19 protein-coding genes are annotated in these 19,107 nt (G+C 71.7%); 7 read left to right on the top strand and 12 right to left on the bottom strand.

The genetic code is table 11. From position 1 onward, the window contains the following. Positions 1–31: 31 nt before the first annotated feature. The 7 genes from BG418_RS28575 to BG418_RS28545 all read right to left on the bottom strand — a co-directional run bounded on the left by BG418_RS28575 (position 32) and on the right by BG418_RS28545 (position 7,916). Entirely contained in the window at positions 32–1,963 is a 1,932-nt protein-coding gene (locus tag BG418_RS28575; protein ID WP_188276873.1) for a DHA2 family efflux MFS transporter permease subunit, read from the bottom strand. Between the two features lie 124 nt (positions 1,964–2,087). After that, the gene (gene fbaA, locus BG418_RS28570) at positions 2,088–3,110 is read right to left on the bottom strand and encodes a class II fructose-bisphosphate aldolase (RefSeq protein ID WP_188276872.1); all 1,023 of its coding nucleotides are present in this window, start codon (positions 3,108–3,110) and stop codon (positions 2,088–2,090) included. A 181-nt stretch (positions 3,111–3,291) separates the two neighbouring features. Beyond that, complete coding sequence (gene pyrE / locus BG418_RS28565) at positions 3,292–3,840, bottom strand: orotate phosphoribosyltransferase (RefSeq protein WP_188276871.1); 549 nt, start codon at positions 3,838–3,840, stop codon at positions 3,292–3,294. Positions 3,841–3,900: 60 nt separating this feature from the next. Continuing rightward, positions 3,901–4,680 (bottom strand): aldose 1-epimerase, encoded by a 780-nt coding sequence (locus tag BG418_RS28560; RefSeq protein ID WP_188277259.1) that lies wholly within the window; start codon positions 4,678–4,680, stop codon positions 3,901–3,903. A gap of 63 nt (positions 4,681–4,743) precedes the next feature. Next, positions 4,744–5,571 carry an SRPBCC family protein gene (locus BG418_RS28555; RefSeq protein ID WP_188276870.1) on the bottom strand — a complete coding sequence of 276 codons (828 nt, stop codon included), beginning with the start codon at positions 5,569–5,571 and terminating at the stop codon, positions 4,744–4,746. A 76-nt stretch (positions 5,572–5,647) separates the two neighbouring features. Continuing rightward, positions 5,648–7,225, bottom strand: coding sequence for a polyamine aminopropyltransferase (locus BG418_RS28550; RefSeq protein WP_188276869.1), 1,578 nt, complete (start codon positions 7,223–7,225; stop codon positions 5,648–5,650). Between the two features lie 166 nt (positions 7,226–7,391). After that, positions 7,392–7,916: a DUF2617 family protein gene (locus tag BG418_RS28545; RefSeq protein ID WP_188276868.1), complete on the bottom strand. Its 525-nt coding sequence runs from the start codon at positions 7,914–7,916 to the stop codon at positions 7,392–7,394. A 759-nt stretch (positions 7,917–8,675) separates the two neighbouring features. On the opposite strand from BG418_RS28545, the gene BG418_RS28540 reads away from it, so the two are divergent. Together BG418_RS28540 and BG418_RS28535 are read left to right on the top strand one after the other, a co-directional pair. Then, positions 8,676–9,878 (top strand): pyridoxal phosphate-dependent aminotransferase, encoded by a 1,203-nt coding sequence (locus BG418_RS28540; RefSeq protein WP_188276867.1) that lies wholly within the window; start codon positions 8,676–8,678, stop codon positions 9,876–9,878. Between the two features lie 94 nt (positions 9,879–9,972). Then, the gene (locus tag BG418_RS28535; RefSeq protein ID WP_399000633.1) at positions 9,973–11,211 is read left to right on the top strand and encodes a glycosyltransferase family 39 protein; all 1,239 of its coding nucleotides are present in this window, start codon (positions 9,973–9,975) and stop codon (positions 11,209–11,211) included. Position 11,212: 1 nt separating this feature from the next. Here the strand turns inward: BG418_RS28535 and BG418_RS28530 are convergent, their stop codons facing one another. Both BG418_RS28530 and clpB read right to left on the bottom strand, forming a co-directional pair. Continuing rightward, positions 11,213–11,755, bottom strand: a complete 543-nt coding sequence (locus tag BG418_RS28530) for a YbjN domain-containing protein (RefSeq protein ID WP_188276866.1) — start codon at positions 11,753–11,755, stop codon at positions 11,213–11,215. Positions 11,756–11,869: 114 nt separating this feature from the next. Further along, positions 11,870–14,467, bottom strand: a complete 2,598-nt coding sequence (clpB, locus tag BG418_RS28525) for an ATP-dependent chaperone ClpB (protein ID WP_188276865.1) — start codon at positions 14,465–14,467, stop codon at positions 11,870–11,872. A gap of 118 nt (positions 14,468–14,585) precedes the next feature. Here clpB and BG418_RS28520 point away from each other — a divergent pair, with 118 nt between their 5' ends. Beyond that, positions 14,586–15,014, top strand: coding sequence for a pyridoxamine 5'-phosphate oxidase family protein (locus tag BG418_RS28520; RefSeq protein WP_223185527.1), 429 nt, complete (start codon positions 14,586–14,588; stop codon positions 15,012–15,014). Between the two features lie 124 nt (positions 15,015–15,138). On the opposite strand, the gene BG418_RS28515 is transcribed toward BG418_RS28520, so the two are convergent. Beyond that, positions 15,139–15,459, bottom strand: a complete 321-nt coding sequence (locus BG418_RS28515) for a (2Fe-2S)-binding protein (RefSeq protein WP_188276863.1) — start codon at positions 15,457–15,459, stop codon at positions 15,139–15,141. A gap of 392 nt (positions 15,460–15,851) precedes the next feature. Here BG418_RS28515 and BG418_RS28510 point away from each other — a divergent pair, with 392 nt between their 5' ends. Next, positions 15,852–16,778: a helix-turn-helix transcriptional regulator gene (locus tag BG418_RS28510; protein WP_223185526.1), complete on the top strand. Its 927-nt coding sequence runs from the start codon at positions 15,852–15,854 to the stop codon at positions 16,776–16,778. 2 nt (positions 16,779–16,780) lie between these two features. Here the strand turns inward: BG418_RS28510 and BG418_RS28505 are convergent, their stop codons facing one another. Both BG418_RS28505 and BG418_RS28500 read right to left on the bottom strand, forming a co-directional pair. Then, positions 16,781–17,287 (bottom strand): hypothetical protein, encoded by a 507-nt coding sequence (locus BG418_RS28505; protein WP_188276862.1) that lies wholly within the window; start codon positions 17,285–17,287, stop codon positions 16,781–16,783. Positions 17,288–17,299: 12 nt separating this feature from the next. Next, positions 17,300–17,692, bottom strand: coding sequence for a helix-turn-helix transcriptional regulator (locus BG418_RS28500; protein ID WP_223185617.1), 393 nt, complete (start codon positions 17,690–17,692; stop codon positions 17,300–17,302). Positions 17,693–18,125: 433 nt separating this feature from the next. Here BG418_RS28500 and BG418_RS40135 point away from each other — a divergent pair, with 433 nt between their 5' ends. Genes BG418_RS40135 through BG418_RS28485 form a run of 3 tightly spaced genes read left to right on the top strand, consistent with a single transcriptional unit; the run spans position 18,126 to position 19,035 of the window. Continuing rightward, positions 18,126–18,317 carry a hypothetical protein gene (locus BG418_RS40135; protein ID WP_223185525.1) on the top strand — a complete coding sequence of 64 codons (192 nt, stop codon included), beginning with the start codon at positions 18,126–18,128 and terminating at the stop codon, positions 18,315–18,317. Continuing rightward, the gene (locus tag BG418_RS28490) at positions 18,314–18,853 is read left to right on the top strand and encodes a hypothetical protein (protein ID WP_188276860.1); all 540 of its coding nucleotides are present in this window, start codon (positions 18,314–18,316) and stop codon (positions 18,851–18,853) included. Before BG418_RS40135 ends, BG418_RS28490 begins: the two co-directional genes overlap by 4 nt. Further along, the gene (locus BG418_RS28485) at positions 18,850–19,035 is read left to right on the top strand and encodes a helix-turn-helix domain-containing protein (RefSeq protein WP_188276859.1); all 186 of its coding nucleotides are present in this window, start codon (positions 18,850–18,852) and stop codon (positions 19,033–19,035) included. The genes BG418_RS28490 and BG418_RS28485 overlap by 4 nt, the downstream gene beginning before the upstream one ends. The last annotated feature ends 72 nt before the right edge of the window (positions 19,036–19,107 follow it).

Genomic DNA, 19,107 nt, shown 5'->3' with positions numbered 1-19,107 from the left:
GGGCAGTACGCGTCGTGTCGGCGTGCTCGGCTCAGCCCAGCGTGTCCGCGGCGAGCGGCGAGGAGTCGCGCAGGAACGTGGTGCAGCGCTCGTACTCCGCCTGCTCGCCGATGGCCTGGGCGGCCCGGGCGAGGGCGTGCAGGGCGCGCAGGAACCCGCGGTTGGGCTCGTGCTCCCACGGCACCGGCCCGTGGCCCTTCCAGCCGGCCCGGCGCAGCGAGTCGAGGCCGCGGTGGTAGCCGGTGCGGGCGTACGCGTACGACTCGACGGTGCGGCCCGCGTCGAACGCGTCGTCGGCGAGCTGCGCCCAGGCGAGGGAGGACGTCGGGTACTTCGCCGCGACGTCGGCGGGGGCCGTGCCCTGCGCGAGGAGCTCGCGGGGTTCGGGGTCGTCGGGCAGGTGGGTCGGGGCGGGGCCCCCGAGCAGGTTCTCGTGAATGGACATGGGGCCCAGTCTGCCTGGTACGTCGGCGGCGTGGCCGCGTGCGGGCCGGTTGCCGCCTGCGGCGGGCATTCCCCCACCCCGGTCACGCTCCAGCGGCGGACCAGACACCCCGCACGCCACCCGGCACTCCGGATGACACGCCGCCACCGGCGGACGCCGCACCGTCAAGAACGCCAGCAAGGACCCCACCACCAACACGCCCGCACACACCGGCATCGCCCGACGGAACGTCGACCCGAACTCCGCCGCCGAGCGATACGCAGACGGCCCCATCCCCGTCAGCAACGGCAGCGCCGCCACCGCGATCAACCCCGCCGCCCGCGCCGCCGCGTTGTTGATGCCGCTCGCAAGACCCGCCCGCCCCGCGTCCACCGCCCCCAGCACCGTCGCGGTGAGCGGCGCCACCAGGGTCACCATGCCGAGGCCGAGGACGACGACGGCAGGGAGCACGTCACGTACGTACGACGCACCCTCCCCCACCCGCAGCATCAGCAGCATCCCGCCCGCGCACAGCAGCGGCCCGACGGTGAGCGGTACACGCGGGCCGATCCGTTCGCCCAGCGCGCCCGAGCGGGCCGACAGCAGGAGCATCAGCACCGTCGTCGGCAGCAGCGCCGCGCCCGCGCCCAGCGCCGAATAGCCCGCCACCACCTGGAGCTGGAGCGCCGCCAGGAAGAAGAAGCCCGCGAACGCCGCGTACACGCACACCGTCACCAGGTTCACCGCCGTGAACTGGCGCGACGCGAAGATCTCCGGCGGCAGCATGGGGTCGTCCAGCCGCTTCTCCAGGCGTACGAAGGCCGCCCCCAGCAGAACACCCGCCACCGCCGCCCCCACGACCACCGGCGACGCGCCCTGCCCGGGCGCCGCGATCAGCGCGTAGGTCAGGAGTGCGAGCGACAGGGCGCCCAGCAGCGCCCCGAGTACATCGAAGCGCCCCGCGTGCTCGCGTGCGTCCCGCGACTCCGGTACGTGCCGCAGCGCCACCGGCACGCACAGCGCGGCCAGCGGCACGTTCAGCAGGAACACCCAGCGCCAGCCCGGACCGTCCACCAGCCAGCCGCCCAGGAACGGCCCGACGGCCGCCCCGACGCCGCCGAGGCCGGACCAGACGCCGACCGCCCTCGCCCGGTCGTCGGGGTGGAAACTCGCCTGGATCAGGGCGAGCGAGCCGGGGGTCAGGAGCGCCCCGCCGATGCCCTGGAGGGCGCGCGCGGCGATCAGTACGCCCGCGTTCGGCGCGATGCCGCAGAGCAGCGACCCGACGGCGAACCAGCAGACGCCGAGGACGAACACCTTGCGCCGCCCGTACCGGTCCCCCAGCGCCCCGCCGAGCAGGATCAGCCCGGCGAGCGTGAGCATGTACGCGTTGACGGTCCACTGCAGGACCGCCATGTCGGCGTCCAGGTCCCGGCCGATGCGCGGCAGCGCCACATTGACCACGGTCGAGTCGAGCATCGCCATCCCCGACCCGAGCACGGTCGTGAACAGCACCCACCGCCCCACCGGGGTCCCCATGCGCACACTGTCCGCCACAGCGCCACTGTCCCCCACGGGACGGATTCGCGAAACCGGGGCGGGAACGCAGCGGGCCCGGCACCCCCCGAGGGAGCGCCGGGCCCGTACGTACAGCCGGAGAGAACTACTTCAGCTTCGTACCCGTCGAGCGCAGGTTCGCGCACGCCTCGGTGACGCGCTTGGCCATCGACGCCTCGGCCAGCTTGCCCCAGGTGCGCGGGTCGTACGTCGACTTCTTGCCGACCTCGCCGTCGACCTTCAGGACGCCATCGTAGTTGCGGAACATGTGGTCCGCGACCGGGCGCGTGAAGGCGTACTGGGTGTCGGTGTCGAGGTTCATCTTCACGACGCCGTTCTCCAGGGCGGTCGCGATCTCCTCGGCCGTGGAGCCCGAGCCGCCGTGGAAGACGAAGTCGAACGGGGAGGCCTTGCCGTACTTCTCGGCGACACCGGCCTGGAGGTCCTTCAGGAGCTCCGGACGCAGCACGACGTTGCCCGGCTTGTAGACGCCGTGGACGTTGCCGAACGAGGCGGCCAGCAGGTAGCGGCCCTTCTCGCCCAGGCCCAGCGCCTCGGCGGTGCGCAGCGCGTCGTCGACGGTCGTGTACAGCTCGTCGTTGATCTCGTGGCTGACGCCGTCCTCCTCGCCGCCGGTCGGGGTGATCTCGACCTCAAGGATGATCTTCGCGGCGGCGGCCTTGGCGAGCAGCTCCTGGCCGATGGCCAGGTTGTCGGCCAGGGTCTCGGCGGAGCCGTCCCACATGTGCGACTGGAAGAGCGGGTTCAGGCCCTTGGCAACGCGCTCGGCGGAGATGTCGAGCAGCGGGCGGACATAGCCGTCCAGCTTGTCCTTGGGGCAGTGGTCGGTGTGGAGAGCGACGGTGATGTCGTACTTCGCGGCGACGATGTGCGCGAACTCGGCCAGGGCGGCGGCGCCGGTGACCATGTCCTTGTTGTACTGGCCACCCAGGAACTCCGCACCACCGGTGGAGATCTGGATGATGCCGTCGCTCTCGGCCTCCGCGAAGCCGCGCAGGGCAGCGTGCAGGGTCTGCGTCGAGGTCACATTGATGGCCGGGTAGGCGAACTTGCCTGCCTTCGCCCGGTCGAGCATCTCGTTGTAGACCTCGGGGGTTGCGATGGGCATCTGTCCGCTCCTTGTGATGTGCGGGGTGTGCGATATGTGCTGGCCCTGACCTGGGGGCGACGTCATCGTCGCGGCCCATCTTTCCAGACTCTATGCGCGGCACCGCCACCCTGCGTACGCCCGAGGGGGCGGCCGTTTCACGTGAAACAACCGCCCCCTCGGGGAAACCGCAGGTCAAGGCTTAGCCAAGGCCGAGCTCGTCCAGCGCGTAGGCGTACACGTACGGGACGCCCGCACCCTCGGTGATCTTCTCGGCGGCGCCGGTGGCGCGGTCCACGATGGTGGCGACGGCCACGACCTCGGCGCCGGCCGCACGGACGGCCTCGACGGCGGTCAGCGGGGAGCCGCCGGTGGTGGAGGTGTCCTCGACGACCAGGACGCGGCGGCCCTTGATCTCCGGGCCCTCGACCTGGCGCTGCATACCGTGGGCCTTGGCGGCCTTGCGGACGACGAAGGCGTCCAGGCTCTTGCCGCGCGCGGCGGCGGCGTGCAGCATCGCGGTCGCGACCGGGTCGGCGCCCATGGTCAGACCGCCCACGGCGTCGAAGTCGAGGTCGGCCGTGAGGTCGAGCAGCACCTGGCCGACCAGCGGCGCGGCGGCGCCGTCCAGCGTGACCCGGCGCAGGTCGACGTAGTAGTCGGCCTCCAGACCCGAGGAGAGGGTCACCTTGCCGTGCACCACGGCCTTGTCCTTGATCTGCTGGAGCAGGTCAGCGCGTACGTCAGTCATGCCTACGAGCTTACGGGCCGAAGGGGCGCGCCCCGGCCCGCAAGGCTGCGACCAGCGGCATCACAGGCGGCGCCAGCTCCAGGTCGCGCGCAGCTCCAGCGGGTCCACCGGGGTGACGAGCCGGGGCAGGGTGTTGAGGCCGTTCGGCGGGCCGGACTGCGGCTCCACACACACCGCCTCGGCCTGCTCGTCGTAGACGACGACCCACTCGGTGGTGCTGGTCACCTTCAGCTCCAGCTGCTCGGGCCAGGTGAGGGTGACGTCGACGCCGTCGGGCATCCCGAAGCAGTCGTCCCAGGGGCCGGGCTTGGGGTCGATACGGCGGCCGGTCGGCAGATGGTCGTCGCCGCGCTCCTCCTGCCACGCGGGCGTGAAGCCGACCCGCACGTCCTCGCCGCCGAGGTTGCGCAGGAACCACGGGTGCCAGCCGAGCTGCGCCGGGAACGACTCGTCGTACGTCTCGATGCCCATGGAGAGCGTCAGCGCGCTCTCCGACAGCTCGAAGACCTGGGTGACCCGGCCGGAGTACGGCCAGGGCTCCGCCAGGTCGTACGTGAAGTGGGCCTCGGCGCTGCCGGACTCGGTGCGCCCCACGCGCGCGGGGCGCCACTCGGTGTCGCGGCCGGTGCCGTGGATGGCGTGCGGCGGGGAGTTGAGCGGCATCCGGTACTTGGTGCCGCCGTTGCGGAACTCGCCGTTCTCGATCCGGCCGCACCACGGGACCATCGGGAAGCAGCCGTACTTGTCGCCCTGGCGCAGCAGCTCCGTACCGCCGATGCTCAGGCTCTCGATCCGGCATCCGTTGTCCGGACGGACCGTCAACTCGGCGTCGCCGGCCATCAGCCGGACCCTCTTGTCGCTACTCACGCACCCGACACTACTTGCGCCCCGGGCACGGCGGTGTCACCGGCGCCGCCGCAGCACGCGGCCGACCACGACGGCCGAGGCCAGCGCGAGCGCGGCCGCCGGGGCGACCCAGCGCAGGGTCGCGCTCGCGCCGACGCCGGCGGGCGCGGGGACAGGGGCGTACCGGCCGCGCGGCGGCGCGTGGTCGACCTCCTCGGCGCTGCGACCGATCATGGTCCGCCGCGCGTGCGCCGCCTCGGCGGGTGCGTAGTCCGCGTCCCCGGGCAGGTCGAAGTCCTCCTCGGCGAGCGGGTCGAGGGCGGGCGGGGGGACGGCGGTGTCGAAGACGGAGGCGCCTTGTACGTGGCCGGTCTCGTCGGTGGCCTCGGGCTCGGCCGGACCCGTCTCCGCGGAGGCGGCCTCATCGGCCTCCGCACCGTCCGACGCCCCCTCACCCGGTCCCTCCGCGTCCGCGGCCAGCGCAGCGGCGAAACGGTCCAGCAAGCGGGCTCCGGACGACTGGATCGCCGCCGACGGGGCCGAGGCGGCGCGGCCGTCGGCGGTGGCCGAGGCCGTGAACGTCAGGGTCGTGCCGTGCGGGGCCGGGGCGAGGCGGAGCGTGAGGGAGAGCTTCGCGGCGCCCGTGCCGCGCACCTCCGTGCCCTCGGCCTCCACGCCGAACGCGTCGGGGTCGAGCTCGGTGATCCGCAGCGTCCCCCGGTACGTGATGGTGTGGCCGTCGAGGCGGAGCCGCAGCCTCCCGGCCACCGGTGGCTCGCCCGCGTCCTGTTGCAGGCCGGGCACGCAGCGGGCGACCCGCGCCGGGTCGCGCAGCGTGCGGCGCAGTGACGGGGCCTCGACCGGAACGAACACCTCATGCTCCATGAGAACCGAGCCTACTCAGGGGTGGCCGCCGCGTCCCCGTAAACGCCACGCCCGAGCGGCCCGCCCCACCTCGCCCTCACCCCGTGTACCGGGGATGCACCAGCGTCGACGGGGGCAGGCCGGCGCGCGGGCGGGCGTACGCCAGGGGCTCCAGCTCGGGCGGGAGCGGCGCCCTCGGGGCCGCGCCCGCGGAGGCCAGGACGAAGCCCCAGTCGTGCGGCGCGGTCGAGCCGGAGGCGCGGTCGGGGCCCGCCGTGAAGCCGGTGAGCCGCCCGGTCGCGCGGTACGGCACGGTCCGCAGCCCGGCCGCCCGGACCGTCGACTCCACCGTCCAGTACGTCCGCTCCCGCGTCGCCACCGGGCCCGCGTGCACCACGATCCGCCCGCCGGGGGCCAGCACGCGCGCGGCGAGCCCGAAGAACTCCTCCGAGTAGAGCTTGGTGCTCGGGGTGATGCCCGGGTCGGGCAGATCCGAGATCACCACGTCGTACGGGCCGGTCGCGCGCCCGGGGCCGCGCAGCCAGCCGAACGCGTCGGCGACCACCGGGACCACCCGCCGGTCGTCGTACGCGTGGCCGTTCAGGGCCGACAGGGCCGGGTCGTGGCGGGCCAACTCGACGACGCCCGCGTCGAGTTCGACCAGCGTCACCGAGGTCACGCCCCGGTAGCGCAGCACCTCGCGGGCGGCCAGGCCGTCGCCACCGCCGAGGACCAGGACGCGGCCGTGCGGCCCGGAGTCCATCGCGGGGCGCACCAGCGCCGAGTGGTAGCGGTACTCGTCGCGGCCGCTGACCCGCAGGCGGCCGTCGAGGAAGAGGTCGAGGGGGCCGCCGGGGCCGTGGCCGGTGCGGCTGCCGGTCAGGACGATCTCCTGCACCCCGGTCTGCACGGCGACCCGCACCTGGCCCCCGTACACCGCACGCCTGGCGGCCTGTTCGAAGTCGCCGACCAGCGCGGTGGTGGTGGCGAGGATCGCGAGGACCAGCACGTTCGCCGCGAACAGCCACCACCGCGCGCGTCGCGTCAGATCACGCCGGAACAGCCACAGGACGAGCGCCCCGCCCGCGACCGCGTTGACCGCGCCGGTGAGCAGCGCGCCCGTCAACTGGCCGAGCACCGGCAGGAGCAGGAACGGGAAGGCGAGGCCGCCGACGAGGGCGCCCACGTAGTCAGCGGCGAACAGGTCGGCGACCGTGCCGCCCGCGTCCTGCCGCGAGACGCGCTGGATCAGGGTCATCAGGAGCGGGATCTCCGCGCCGATGAGCACGCCGATCGCCAGCGAGAACGCCACCAGCGCGTACCGCGCGCCGCCGAACCAGGCGAACGTCGCGTACAGGACCATCGCCGAGCAGCCGCCGACCAGCGCGAGGGCCGCCTCGATCAGGCCGAAGGCGACGGCGGCGCGCAGCCGCAGCCGTTTGGCGAGCAGCGAGCCGATGCCCATCGCGAAGACCATCACGGACAGCACGACGGACGCCTGGGTGACGGAGTCGCCGATCAAGTACGAGGCGAGGGCGACCAGTTCGAGTTCGTACACGAGTCCGCAGGCGGCGCAGATGAAGACGATGCCGAGCACGATGAACCGCGCGGTGCTGCGCCGGGGCGCCGGCGGCGGGATGCCACAGGGCAGAACGGGCACAGACGGTTCGATCATGATGGGAACGCTACGTCACGACTCGCCCGCATCCTGTCACCCACAAGGGTGCAACTAGCGCACGGCGGAGGGAATTACGTCCTCCACGGTAGCGCCGCACCCCCTCGGACCTGCACGAGTCGGCACCGCGTGCGGGCGCACCGCGCGCAACCTCGCGCACGCGCTTTCAGAGGGCTACGGGAGCCGTCATCCGGACGCCGACCCTCGTACGGGTGACCACCAACTGCCCTTCCTGCGGGTACGCGTGCCAGGTGCGCCAGCGGACCTGGCCCTCGCCGCGCTGCGCCAGCATCGCGGTGAACGCGTACGGCGAGCCCGGGAACGTTCCGGCAAGGCCGTGCGGATGGTCGGCGACGAGCGCGAGGAGCTCCTGCGCGCGCCCCGCGAACGAGCCCCCGGACAGCGTCTCCACGCGCGCGGCGAACTCGTACTCCCACTCCCCGAGACGTTTCGCCACCCCCAGGGGCAGGGGTGTGCTGCTGCCGGGCATACAGGCGACGGTCTCCGAACAGGAGCCCTTCTCCTCCTCCAGGAGCACCTGGTGGGAGGCGCCGAGCAGTCTCAACTGGAGCTTCGCGCCGGACAGTTCGAGGTCGAGGACGGCCAGTGCGGGCAGCGGCTCCCGGCCCAGGGCCCAGGCGAGGTCACTCGCACGCGTGTCGGTGTAGACGGTCTTGAGAGTCGTGAGCATGGGTGGGCTCCGCAAAAACACACATGGGGAGGGTGGACGACCGGGGTCACCCCGGAACCGGTGCAAGGGAAAGGGGGGACCGCCTGCTCAGGTCCGCCCGGTGGGGGTCCGTGGGCTGCGTTTCTCACAGCGAGGGAATCATGAAGTGCGCGGCGCTCACAGCGTTTTTACCCAACTTGGCGGGGTTTCCATCCCCTGGGATGCAACACGGTTCAACTGTTCAAGCAGCGGGTGCACACGACAGCGCCCGGCGGGTGTTGACCCACCGGGCGCGCGGAAGGGGCGTGCGGGCCGAATCAGCTGCCCCGTGTCAGCCGGAAGAGCCTCAACTGCCGCCCCCGCAGGACGATCCGCCCCCGCATCCGGAGTGTCCGCCGCCGCACGAGTGCCCCCCGGAGTGGCCGCCGCACGAGTGCCCCCCGTGGTGCCCCCCGGAGTGGCCGCCACCGCCACCGCTGTCGCCGTTCCCGGCCCACCAGCTGGAACCGGCGGCGCCCGAGCCGCCCGACCCGTACGCCCTCGACTTCGACTTCGACCGCTTGCGGCCGCTCCCCCCGAGCCCTCGCGCCACAAGGACCACGAACACCACCATCACACCTGCCGCGATGATGAATCCCATCTCCCCCACCGTCCTTCCCCGTGCGCGAATCCGAGCGAATCCGTACGCCGATCCGTACGCGAACCCGTGCGTGACAGGGGGATTCCCGCCGCCCTCGAAGCCGAACACACACTTGAGCAAGTCCAGAGGTTCCGCGCAGGATGGCGGCCATGACCTCCAGCGCGCGTCCACTGCTCAACCGCCGCCTCGCCGAGTTCGGGACCACGGTCTTCGCCGAGATGTCCGCTCTCGCGGCCCGAACCGGGTCCATCAACCTCGGCCAGGGCTTCCCCGACACCGACGGCCCCGAGGAGATCCGGGAGGCCGCCGTGCGGGCGCTGCGGGACGGGCGGGGCAACCAGTACCCACCGGGCCCGGGCGTGCCCGAGCTGCGCGCCGCGATCGCGGACCACCAGGAGCGCCTGTACGGGCTCTCCTTCGACCCGGACCGCGAGGTCCTGGTGACGGCGGGCGCCACCGAGGCGATCGCGGCCGCGCTGCTCGCGCTGGTGGAGCCGGGCGACGAGGTGATCGCGCTTGAGCCGTACTACGACTCGTACGCGGCCTGTGTGGCGATGGCGGGCGGCACGCGCGTGCCGGTGACCTTGCGTCCCGATGCCGGTCGCTACCACCTCGACCTCGACGAGCTGCGCGCCGCCGTCACCCCGCGCACCCGGCTCATCCTGCTCAACACCCCGCACAACCCGACCGGGACCGTACTGACCCGCGAGGAGCTGACCGCGATCGCGGAGCTGGCCTGCGAGCGGGATCTGCTGGTGGTCACCGACGAGGTGTACGAGCACCTGGTCTTCGACGGCGAGCACGTCCCGATCGCCACCCTGCCGGGGATGCGCGGGCGCACGGTCACCATCGGCTCGGCGGGCAAGACGTTCTCCTTCACCGGCTGGAAGGTCGGCTGGGTGACCGCCGCGCCCGAGCTCGTTTCGGCCGTACGGTCGGCGAAGCAGTTCCTGACGTACGTGGCCTCCGGACCCTTCCAGTACGCGGTCGCCGAGGCGCTGCGGCTGCCGCAGACGTACTTCGACGGGCTGCGCGCCGACCTGCGCGCCAAGCGGGACCTGCTGAGCGGAGGGCTCGCGGCCGCCGGGTTCACGGTGTACCGGCCGGCGGGCACGTACTTCGTCACCACCGACATCCGCCCGCTCGGCGACGAGCTCTCCCACTCGGGCGACGGCTTCGCCTTCTGCCGCGCGCTGCCGGAGCGCTGCGGGGTGGTCGCGATCCCCAACGCCGTCTTCTACGACCACCGGGACGCGGGCGCGCCTTTCGTCCGATTCGCGTTCTGCAAGAGGGAGAGTGTGCTCGAAGAGGCCGTCTCCCGGCTGAAGGCGCTCGCGGGCTAGCCGTACGCGCGGCCGCTGTCACGGCGACACGCGTACGGGCGGACGGCCGGGCGCAGTTGTACCCGGTCGGCTGCCCAGCACTCGCGCTGCGGCCGTGTGCCGCCGAAGGTCGGGGGAGGACCACGCGCGCGCCCGGAGGTGCACCCTGTCCGCCGAGATCACCGCCCCCGTACGCCGGTCCGGCGCCGCCCTGGCAGCGCCGCGCCGGCTCACCGCGCTGCGCCGGGCGGCCCCCGCGCTCGGGCTCTTCGCCGCCGCCCGGCTCAGCGGGATGCTGTGCCTGGCGGTGTGGGCCTGGCACCTCGGGCGCTCCCCGCGCGCGCTGCTGGCGACCGCGTGGGACGCCGACTGGTACATCAAGATCGCGGCGAACGGCTACGGGCGCACGCTGTACTGGCCGCGCGGGGTGGTCCAGAGCGATCTGGCGTTCTTCCCGCTCTACCCGGGCCTGATGCGGGCGGTCACGAGCGTGCTGCCGGTGGCGGGCGGCACGGCCGGGCTGCTGGTGTCGTGGACGGCGGCAGGGGCCGCCGCGTGGGGGATCTACGCGGTCGGGGAGCGGCTGTACGGGCGGCGCACGGCGAGCGCGCTCGTGCTGCTGTGGGGGCTGCTGCCGCACTCCATCGTGCTGTCGATGGCGTACACCGAGCCGGTGATGACGGCGCTGGCCGCCTGGGCGCTGTGGGCGGTCCTGGAGCGCCGCTGGCTGTGGGCGGGGGCCCTGGCGGCCCTCGCCGGGCTCTCACGGCCCAACGCGGTGGCGGTGGCCGCGGCGGTCACGGCGGCGGCCACCGTCGAGCTGTGGCGGCAGTGGCGTACGCGGGGCGGGCCCGGGGACTGGCGGGTGTGGGTCGCGGGGGCGGTGGCGCCGCTCGGCTGGTGCGGATACGTCCTGTCGGTCGGCGTCCGAAAAGGTGATCCGCTCGGCGGCTACTTCGCGGTCCAGGCGGCCTGGACCTCGCGGTTCGACTTCGGCGTGGGCGCGCTGCGCTTCGTCCGGAAGATCGCCACGGGGCCGGTCGACCTCGGCTACACGATGGCGCTGCTGATCACCGTGGCCGGGCTGCTGCTCTTCGCGCTGCTGCTGCTCGAACGTCCACCGCTGCCGCTGCTCGTCTACACGGCCGTGCTCGTCCTGATCACCGTCGGCGGCTCGGGGTTCTTCGAGTCCAAGCCCAGGTTCCTGCTGCCGGCCTTCCCGCTGCTGCTGCCGCTGGCGGGCGCATTGACGAGAGCCCGGCCGGGCGCGGCGGTCGTGGCGACCGCCGCACTGGCCGGGCTGTCGTTCGCGTACGGGACGTATCTGCTGACGCTGGCCCCGATGGCGTTGTGAGTCACTCGGAGGGGGCGTCGCCCTCGTCGTCACCCTCGGTGCCTTCGGCGTCCTTCTCCAGGCCCAGCTGCTCGACGAGCCACTTGTCGAACTCGATCGAGGCGCGCACCCAGCTCACCGTCGACGACACGAAGTGCTCAAGCGCGACGCCGGTACCGATCAGCATCTGCGCCTCACCGATCAGACGGACGGCGCCGTCGTCGTGGGTGTGCGTGTAGACCTTCGGCCACAGGGTGCGGCGGTTCCAGTCGTCGATCGTCTCCAGGAGCTGGAGCTTGTCGTCGATGCTGTGCGGGCGGTCGTAGAACGTCCGCACCGAGAAGACCTGCTGGTCGTCCTCGCCGCGGAACATGAAGTACGTACGGAACTCCTCCCACGGCGCGGCGAGGTCACCCTCGTCGTCCACGACGTACTTGAGCTCCATCTGGTCCAGGAGCTGCTTGACCAGATCCTGGTCGGGGACGACGGGTCCGGCCGGTGCGCCACCGGGCTGCGGGCCGGGCTGAGCCCCGAAATTCGGAATCGAGGACGGGTCGATGCTCATCGTGAATCTTCCTTCGTACGGTTCCGGTCATCCTCTCCCATGCCGGGCGGGGGCTGGCAACCCCCGCCACGGGTATCCGCTGACGGCTGACCGAATCCCGGCCTGCCCCAAGCGCTACAGGCTCTTTCCGGTCGCCGCCCCCACGATCAGGCCCTCGCCGAAGCGGTCGACGCGGACCGTGTCGCCGTCCTTGACCTCGCCCGCCAGGATCTCCTTGGCGAGGCGGTCGCCGATGGCGGTCTGGATGAGGCGGCGCAGCGGGCGGGCGCCGTACGCGGGGTCGTTGCCCTCCTCCGCCAGCCACGCCAGCGCCTCGGGGGTGACGTCGAGGGTGAGACGGCGGTCGGCGAGGCGCTTGGCGAGGCGGCCGATCTGGAGCTCGGCGATATGCGCCAGCTCGTCCTTGCTCAGCGCCGAGAAGACCACCAGGTCGTCCAGGCGGTTCAGGAACTCCGGCTTGAAGGACGCCCTGACCACCTCCAGGACCTGCTGCTTCTTCTCCTCCTCCGAGGTCAGGGGCTCCACCAGGTACTGGCTGCCCAGGTTGGAGGTGAGGATCAGGATGGTGTTGCGGAAGTCCACCGTCCGGCCCTGGCCGTCGGTGAGGCGGCCGTCGTCGAGGACCTGGAGCAGGATGTCGAAGACCTCCGGGTGCGCCTTCTCGACCTCGTCGAGCAGCACCACGCTGTACGGGCGCCGGCGTACCGCCTCGGTGAGCTGGCCGCCCTCCTCGTAACCGACGTAGCCGGGCGGGGCGCCGACGAGCCGGGCCACGCTGTGCTTCTCGCCGTACTCGCTCATGTCGATACGGACCATCGCCCGCTCGTCGTCGAAGAGGAAGTCCGCGAGCGCCTTGGCCAGCTCGGTCTTGCCGACGCCGGTCGGGCCGAGGAAGAGGAACGAGCCGGTGGGACGGTCGGGGTCGGCGATACCGGCCCGGGTGCGGCGGACCGCGTCCGCGACCGCCTGGACGGCCTCGTGCTGGCCGATGAGGCGGCGGCCCAGCTCGTCCTCCATGCGCAGCAGCTTCTGCGTCTCGCCCTCAAGGAGGCGCCCGGCCGGGATGCCGGTCCAGGCGCCGACCACGTCGGCGATGTCGTCGGAGCCGACCTCGTCCTTGACCATGGTGTCCTTCGCGGCCTCCTGCTCGGCCTCGGACGCCTCCTCCAGCTCGCGCTCCAGGGTCGGGATCTCCCCGTAGAGCAGCTTGGAGGCGGTGTCGAAGTCGCCGTCGCGCTGGGCGCGCTCGGCCTGGCCGCGCAGGTCGTCGAGGCGTTCCTTCAGCTCACCGACCCGGTTGAGGCCCTCCTTCTCCTTTTCCCAGCGGGCGGTGAGGCCGCGCAGCTCCTCCTCCTTGTCGGCGAGGTCCTTGCGCAGCCGCTCCAGACGCTCCTTGGAGGCCGCGTCCGTCTCGTTCTTCAGCGCCAGCTCCTCCATACGGAGGCGGTCCACGGACCGCTGGAGCTCGTCGATCTCCAGCGGGGACGAGTCGATCTCCATCCGCAGCCGGGAGGCGGCCTCGTCGACCAGGTCGATGGCCTTGTCGGGCAGGAAGCGGGAGGTGATGTAACGGTCGGAGAGGGTCGCGGCCGCCACCAGCGCGCTGTCCGCGATCTGCACCTTGTGGTGGGCCTCGTACCGCCCCTTGAGGCCGCGCAGGATCGCGATGGTGTCCTCGACCGTGGGCTCGGCGACCAGCACCTGCTGGAAGCGGCGCTCCAGGGCCGGGTCCTTCTCGATGCGCTCGCGGTACTCGTCGAGCGTGGTCGCGCCGACCATCCGCAGCTCGCCGCGGGCCAGCATGGGCTTGAGCATGTTGCCCGCGTCCATGGCCGAATCGCCGCCGGCGCCCGCGCCGACGACCGTGTGCAGCTCGTCGATGAACGTGATGACCTGGCCGTCGCTCTCCTTGATCTCGGAGAGGACGGACTTCAGCCGCTCCTCGAACTCGCCCCGGTACTTCGCGCCCGCCACCATCGCGCCGAGGTCGAGGGAGACCAGCCGCTTGTTCTTCAGGGATTCGGGGACGTCGCCCTTCACGATCCGCTGGGCCAGGCCCTCGACGACGGCCGTCTTGCCGACGCCGGGCTCGCCGATGAGCACCGGGTTGTTCTTGGTGCGCCGGGAGAGCACCTGGACGACCCGGCGGATCTCGTGGTCCCGCCCGATCACCGGGTCGAGCTTGCCCTCGCGGGCCGCGGCCGTGAAGTCCGTGCCGAACTTCTCCAGGGCCTTGTACTGGCCCTCGGGGTCGGGGGTGGTCACCCGCCGTCCTCCTCGTACTGTCTCGAATGCCTCAAGGAGCTTCTTCGCGGTCGCGCCCTCCTGGGAGAGGACCTCGCCCGTCTGCCCGCCCTTGGCCGCCAGGCCGATGAGCAGGTGCTCGGTGGAGAGGTAATCGTCGCCCAGTTCCTTGGCGTGCTTCGCCGCGTCGGCGATGACCGCCAGGAGTTCGCGGTTGGGCTGGGGCGGGGCGACGGTGGAGCCGGTCACGCTCGGGAGCGCGGCGAGCAGCCGCTCGGCCCCGCTGCGCACGGCAGCCTGGTCGGCGTCGACGGCGACCAGAAGGTCGACGATGTTCTCGTTCTCCTCGCCCGTGAGCAGCGCGAGCAGCAGGTGCGCGGGCGTCAGGTCGGGGTGCCCGGCGGACACGGCGCGGTCGCTCGCCGCGTTGATCGCGTCCCGGCTCTTGTTGGTCAGCTCGGCGTCCACGTGCGGTCTCTCCTCCTCGGATCAGTGGTCATCGGACTCCATGACTCATCCAGCGTACATAAAGTTGAGTCTATTCCGCTCAAGGTGGCGGGCCAAGGTTCCGCGTAGGTTTCGGCGCATGACCACGACCATCCAGCCGCGTGCCGCTCTCGACCCACGGCGGCCCGACGAGGCCTATCTCAGCTTCTGGCGCGAGCGGCACTTGTGCACCCTGACCACCCCGCGCCCGGACGGCAGCCCGCATCTGGTGCCGGTGGGTGTCACCTACGACCCGGAGGCGGGCATCGCACGGGTGATCGCCAACCGGTCGAGCCGGAAGGTGCGCAATGTCGTCGCCGCAGGTCCCGAGGGCGCGCGCGTCGCGGTCTGCCAGGTGGACGGGCGCCGCTGGGCCACGCTTGAAGGCCGGGCCTGGGTGCGTACGGACGCGGAGCTGATCGCGGACGCGGTCGCGCGCTACGCCGAGCGGTACGGGCGGGTGCCGCGCCAGAACCCGGACCGGGTGCTGATCGAGATCGCCCTGGAGCGGGCGATGGGCAAGGGCTGAGCGCCCGGTCCCGTACGCGAGAAATGTGCGCAGGCAGCACAGCGGCGCCATCGTGTTCAGGTCCACGATGGCGCCGCTGTGTGGGGGAAGCGCCTGAGCGATTTACAACGACGGGGGAATCGCTTCAGGCACTGCGGGGGGTGGCGGTAGATGACTCGGGGTCGAACAGCTGGTGGTCCCGCTGGTCGAGGTTGACGAACACCATGCCGTACCGCACGGCACAGCGAATGGGCTGTGGCGCCCCTCGCGGCCTGCGAAGGCACCGGTAGGCACGGACGTCCTCGTCGTCCTCACGCGCGACCAGGATCGGGTCGCCGAACAGGGTGACCATCAACGAATCGCCACGGTGGGGAATGGCCGTGACGAGGTCGATGAAATGCCACCCCGAGCGGTACGCCGTGGCCATCTCGCGCCGGAAGACCCGGTCGTCCGGCGGGATGCTCATGCGCCGACACCCTTGGCGATGATGTCCCAGGTCGGCTCACCTGGAGCCGCCAGGAGTCGAGTCGCCGGCTTGTTGTCCCACGTCGGATCCTTCGCGACCGTACCCTGGGAGGGCTTCTGGTCCCACGTCGGTTCCCCGCTGACGGCGAGAGCGCTGAAAGCAGCCGCCACGACGGCTATAGCGCTGAGTGCTCGAACCATCCTGCTCATGGCCGATCTCCACCTCTTTATGATCATTCCCTCCCCCCGCGCCTAAGACGATGGCTCACTCTGAGCGCTTCCACCAGCGAGGCCAGGCATCATGTTCCTGTAATTCAGGAGTATGAGGGGGGTGTAATCCGGTTGTATCAGGGGCACTTCGGACATAGTCATGGCCCTACAGACCTGTGCGAGATGGGCAAGACCCTCTACGGCACCGCGTTGCGTACCGGCGGAATAACTCGCACAGAAGCCCAGGCCGCTCCCTGTCTCATCGATCTCGCACTGCTGCGCCCCGATACGGACGACCCCGAGCAACTGCGCCCGGTGCCTCCCTCTGTCGTCCTGAACCAGCTCGTCCAGCCTCTCGAACGGGAGATACACGAGCGCAGGAAGCTGTCGATGCAGCTGACCAGCACCTTCGAGCCGTTCATGAGCATCACCGGCCAGGACGCGGCAAGCACCAACGCCATCACCGTCCTTGAGGGCCTGGAGCTCATCAACACGACCCTGGACCGGGTCATCGACGAGTGCACCAAGGAGCTGCTCACCATCCAGCCGGGCAGCGGCCGCAGACCCGAGGTCATCGAATCGGGGCTGCGCCGGGTCCAGCCGCTGCTCGACCGCGGCGTGGACATGCGCACGCTCTATCAGCACACCGCCCGCCATCACTCGGCGACGATCGGGTACGTGGAGCGGATAGCGCCGTACGGCCTTGAGGTCCGCACGCTGGAAGAGATCATCGACCGGCTGATCGTGGTGGACCGCAAGGTCGCCTTCATCCCCGCGCGCAGCGACCGCCGGGTCGCGCTCGAACTGCGCCACGAGGGACTGGTGCAGTATCTGGTCGGCGTCTTCGACCAGTTCTGGCTGCACGCGGTGCCGTGGGAGGAGGAGGTCCCGTACTCCCTGAAGGCGGAGGGCATCACGGGCGTCCAGCGTGCCATAGCCAAGCTCCTCGTGGAGGGGCATGTGGACGACTCGATCGCACGACGGCTCGGAATGAACGTACGGACCTGCCGCGCGCACATCGCCAAGCTGAACGCGGCCCTCGGCAGCGGGAGCCGGGCCCAGCTCGGCTATCTCATCGCCCAGTCCGGGATCCTGGAGCAGGACGGCTGAGTTCATACGTGGGGGTGGCCGCCCGGTGGGCCGTCCTCGTCGTCGTCCCCGGCCCGGCCTCGTGAGCGGGAGCGGGGGCGGTGCGGCATCAGGTCCTTGCCGCGCGTCTCGCCGGTGCCGACGAGCGGCAGCGGATGCGGGCCGCGCCCGTCGGGCGACTGGGGGAACTGCAACAGCCGCCCGGGAGTGACGGGTTGTTCGTCGTCGGGGTGCCCGGCTGGCGCGTACCGGGGCGGGTCCTCGTCCTGGTCGTACACGTCGTCACTGGTACGCCCGGGACGCTCGCCCGGGCGGTCCGGCTGCTCGCGGACGCGGCGGCTCGCACGCGCCTGCTCCTCCCAGCCCTCCTGGAACCAGCGGAGCTGCTCGCTCTGGAGCTCGTCGTCGGTCAGGACGCGGACGCCGTCGACGCCGGCCCGTCTGACCTTCTCGCCCAGCTCGATCAGCAGGCCGCCCAACAGCTCGGCCAGCCGGTCCTGTTCGGCCGGTTCCGTGTCGCCGTCCGCCATCCACGCCCTCCTTCACACCCCCGGGCTGCCGGCCCCCTCGCCACGCTCGCCGTCTTCCGGCAGGAACGCCTTCGTGACCCGTACGAAGAGCTCCCGCAGCTCGGGCGGAACGCCCATTCTCCGCGCGGCCTCCTCCGGACTCAGCAGCTCCTGGCCATCCTCGTCCTGCCCGCCCCGGCCCGCGGCAATCGGCAGATCGTCCTCGGAGAGCCGCCCCGACCGGATCAGCATGTCCCGCAGCGGTACGTCCAGGACGCCCGCCAGTCGGCGCATGGTCTCCAGGTCGGGCATGCTCTGGCGCTGCAACAGCCGGCTCACGGCCGCGCGGTGCACCCCGGCGTCGTCGGCGAGCTTGGACTTGCCGCCGCCGCGCGGGCTGTCGATGTCGTAGTGCCGCAGCCGCATCAGCCGCTCGATCCAGGCGGCGAACTCGTCGAGGCCGTCCGCGTGGGAGCGGCCGCCGTCGCCACGGTATCCCTGCTCATTGCGGGCGCCGGCCCGTGCGCTCGAACCCATGTGGTCGTTCTCCCTCGTCGCGGGGGACAGCGTACCGCCGGCGCACTCGCGCACAACTTGATGCGCGCCCGCACGCATAGGCCGCTTGCGTACGCGCACGCACCGTGTCACCCTGATCACGCGTTCGCAATTTGCCGAACTCATGTTCCCATACGTGGGGAGGGGTTTGCACGTGCCCGCACACATGACCACTCCGAAAACACCCTTGACCTCGGACTTATCCCGCTCGGCGGATGAACTCGACTGGCGCAGGGCCGCCGCCTGCGTGAACCTTCCACAGCGTTCCGTATTCACCCGTGTCCCCTCCGAGGCGGAACCGGTATTGCGAGCATGCAATCAGTGCCCCATCCGCAAGGAGTGCGAGGTCGTCGTCGACCCCGCGCACACCTGGTTCGACGGCGTCAGCGGCGGCCGTCTGTGGCGCAACGGCCGCGAGGTCAAACGCCGGCCCGCGCGCACGCCGCCACAGCAGTCGACCCCGCAGCAGGCGATCCCGAAGCAGGCCGCGCGATGAACGCCGACGGCGCGGTGTGGCTGGAGTCGCTGGCCCGCCGGTTCCCCGAACTCCTCGCGGAGCTCGCCCCGTCGACCGGCGGCGGCCTGCGCGAGCGCCACGGCGGCGGCCCCGTGCGGGGCACCACCGCCCCGATCCGGCTGCACATCTCCGACGCCGTCCGGGACATCACCGACGGCGTGGTCGAGCTGGAGGAGGCGGTACGCGAACGGCTCGGCCTGCGTCCGGCGCCCCCGGCCCCGGTCCCGGCCCGGCTGCGCCGGATCGCCCAACTCCTCGACGGCGTACGGCAGTTCCCCGATCTGGCCGAGCATCTGACGGACGAGACGCGGCGGATGGCGCGGCGCTGCGCCCGCGAGCTGGGCGACCCGGAGCAGATGATCCGCCTGGACGGACGCTGCCCCGCGTGCGACTCGGTCTCGCTGCGGATCTTCCCGGAGCGCGGCGCGGTGCTGTGCGTGAACCCGGTCTGCCGCCATGTGGTGGAGACGGCCGTGGAGACCGTCATCGGGCCGGTCCTTGAGGGGGCCTCATGAGTGCGACGCTCGTCTCGGGCGACCTCGCCGCCGCCGAGGTCGACGTCTCGCCCGCGACCATCCGCAAGTGGGTCCAGCTCGGGCATCTGAAGTCCGCGGGCCGACAGGGACGACGGCTGCTGTACCGCCTGGAGGACGTGTTCGCGGCCGAGCGGTCCGTACACCGTAACGAGATCACTTAAGGATCCGGCCGACCGGTAAAGATCGCGAAATGGCCTCACCCTCACCGGGGGTGGGGCCATTTCCCATGCCCC

This window comes from Streptomyces sp. CBMA152 (assembly GCF_014596475.1).
Classification (GTDB): Bacteria; Actinomycetota; Actinomycetes; order Streptomycetales; family Streptomycetaceae; genus Streptomyces.
The sequence above is the reverse complement of the archived record's forward strand: the minus strand, read 5'-3'. Positions and strand labels throughout refer to the sequence as shown.

Bases quoted from the DNA above. Each gene is read 5' to 3' on its own strand.
- BG418_RS28540 (WP_188276867.1), top strand. From the start codon at position 8,676: ATGGCGGCCATGACCTCCAGCGCGCGTCCACTGCTCAACCGCCGCCTC.
- BG418_RS28485 (WP_188276859.1), top strand. From the start codon at position 18,850: ATGAGTGCGACGCTCGTCTCGGGCGACCTCGCCGCCGCCGAGGTCGAC.
- BG418_RS28490 (WP_188276860.1), top strand. From the start codon at position 18,314: ATGAACGCCGACGGCGCGGTGTGGCTGGAGTCGCTGGCCCGCCGGTTC.
- BG418_RS28550 (WP_188276869.1), bottom strand. From the start codon at position 7,225: ATGATCGAACCGTCTGTGCCCGTTCTGCCCTGTGGCATCCCGCCGCCG.
- BG418_RS28515 (WP_188276863.1), bottom strand. From the start codon at position 15,459: ATGAGCATCCCGCCGGACGACCGGGTCTTCCGGCGCGAGATGGCCACG.
- BG418_RS28520 (WP_223185527.1), top strand. From the start codon at position 14,586: ATGACCACGACCATCCAGCCGCGTGCCGCTCTCGACCCACGGCGGCCC.
- BG418_RS28555 (WP_188276870.1), bottom strand. From the start codon at position 5,571: ATGGAGCATGAGGTGTTCGTTCCGGTCGAGGCCCCGTCACTGCGCCGC.
- BG418_RS28560 (WP_188277259.1), bottom strand. From the start codon at position 4,680: ATGGCCGGCGACGCCGAGTTGACGGTCCGTCCGGACAACGGATGCCGG.
- BG418_RS28510 (WP_223185526.1), top strand. From the start codon at position 15,852: ATGGGCAAGACCCTCTACGGCACCGCGTTGCGTACCGGCGGAATAACT.
- fbaA (WP_188276872.1), bottom strand. From the start codon at position 3,110: ATGCCCATCGCAACCCCCGAGGTCTACAACGAGATGCTCGACCGGGCG.
- BG418_RS28530 (WP_188276866.1), bottom strand. From the start codon at position 11,755: ATGAGCATCGACCCGTCCTCGATTCCGAATTTCGGGGCTCAGCCCGGC.
- BG418_RS28575 (WP_188276873.1), bottom strand. From the start codon at position 1,963: ATGGGGACCCCGGTGGGGCGGTGGGTGCTGTTCACGACCGTGCTCGGG.
- BG418_RS28505 (WP_188276862.1), bottom strand. From the start codon at position 17,287: ATGGCGGACGGCGACACGGAACCGGCCGAACAGGACCGGCTGGCCGAG.
- pyrE (WP_188276871.1), bottom strand. From the start codon at position 3,840: ATGACTGACGTACGCGCTGACCTGCTCCAGCAGATCAAGGACAAGGCC.
- BG418_RS28500 (WP_223185617.1), bottom strand. From the start codon at position 17,692: ATGCGGCTGCGGCACTACGACATCGACAGCCCGCGCGGCGGCGGCAAG.
- BG418_RS28545 (WP_188276868.1), bottom strand. From the start codon at position 7,916: ATGCTCACGACTCTCAAGACCGTCTACACCGACACGCGTGCGAGTGAC.